The organism is Pseudomonas sp. 10-1B, from assembly GCF_000935045.1.
In the GTDB taxonomy this organism is placed as follows: Bacteria; Pseudomonadota; Gammaproteobacteria; order Pseudomonadales; family Pseudomonadaceae; genus Aquipseudomonas.
In genome coordinates this window covers 1-1,127 of the sequence record NZ_JYKS01000097.1, presented here as the reverse complement: position 1 = coordinate 1,127, position 1,127 = coordinate 1, and the positions used below count along the sequence as shown (strand labels likewise).

The window sequence follows — 1,127 nt, the reverse complement described above, 5'->3', positions numbered from 1 at the left end:
GCTACGACGCCGGCGCCGACGGTACGACCGCCTTCACGGATAGCGAAGCGCAGACCGTCTTCCATTGCGATGGTCTTGATCAGGGTGACAGTCATCTGAATGTTGTCACCTGGCATTACCATTTCAACGCCTTCCGGCAGTTCGCAGTTACCGGTCACGTCAGTGGTACGGAAGTAGAACTGAGGACGGTAGCCTTTGAAGAACGGAGTGTGACGGCCGCCTTCTTCTTTCGACAGAACGTAGACTTCTGCGGTGAACTTGGTGTGCGGCTTGACCGAACCTGGCTTGACCAGAACCTGGCCACGCTCAACGTCGTCACGCTTGGTACCACGCAGCAGAACGCCACAGTTCTCGCCAGCACGGCCTTCGTCCAGCAGCTTGCGGAACATCTCAACACCGGTGCAGGTGGTGGTGGTGGTGTCACGCAGACCAACGATTTCCAGCGGATCCTGAACGCGGACGATACCACGCTCGATACGACCGGTAACAACGGTACCACGACCCGAGATCGAGAATACGTCTTCGATCGGCATCAGGAACGGCTGGTCAACGGCACGAACTGGCTCAGGGATGTAGGCATCCAGAGTTTCTACCAGCTTCTTGACAGCGGTAGTACCCATTTCGTTGTCGTCTTTGCCTTCCAGGGCCATACGAGCCGAACCGATGATGATCGGGGTGTCGTCGCCTGGGAAGTCGTAGGTGGACAGCAGGTCGCGAACTTCCATCTCGACCAGTTCCAGCAGCTCGGCGTCGTCTACCAGGTCAGCCTTGTTCAGGAAGACCACGATGTACGGAACGCCTACCTGACGGGACAGCAGGATGTGCTCACGGGTTTGTGGCATCGGACCATCGGCGGCCGAGCAAACCAGGATCGCGCCGTCCATCTGGGCAGCACCGGTGATCATGTTCTTCACGTAGTCAGCGTGACCTGGGCAGTCAACGTGAGCGTAGTGACGAATGTTCGAGTTGTACTCGACGTGAGCGGTGTTGATGGTGATACCGCGCGCTTTTTCTTCCGGAGCCGAGTCGATCTTGTCGAACTCAACGACTGCCGAACCGAAAACTTCGGAGCAGACGCGAGTCAGAGCTGCGGTCAGAGTGGTCTTACCGTGGTCAACGTGGCCGAT

General features: G+C 57.8%; 1 protein-coding gene. It reads right to left on the bottom strand.

Features of this window, described 5'->3' with window-relative positions:
- Positions 1-1,127: elongation factor Tu (tuf, locus tag TZ03_RS27825; RefSeq protein ID WP_053388473.1), on the bottom strand; the 1,127-nt coding region annotated here is incomplete at both ends.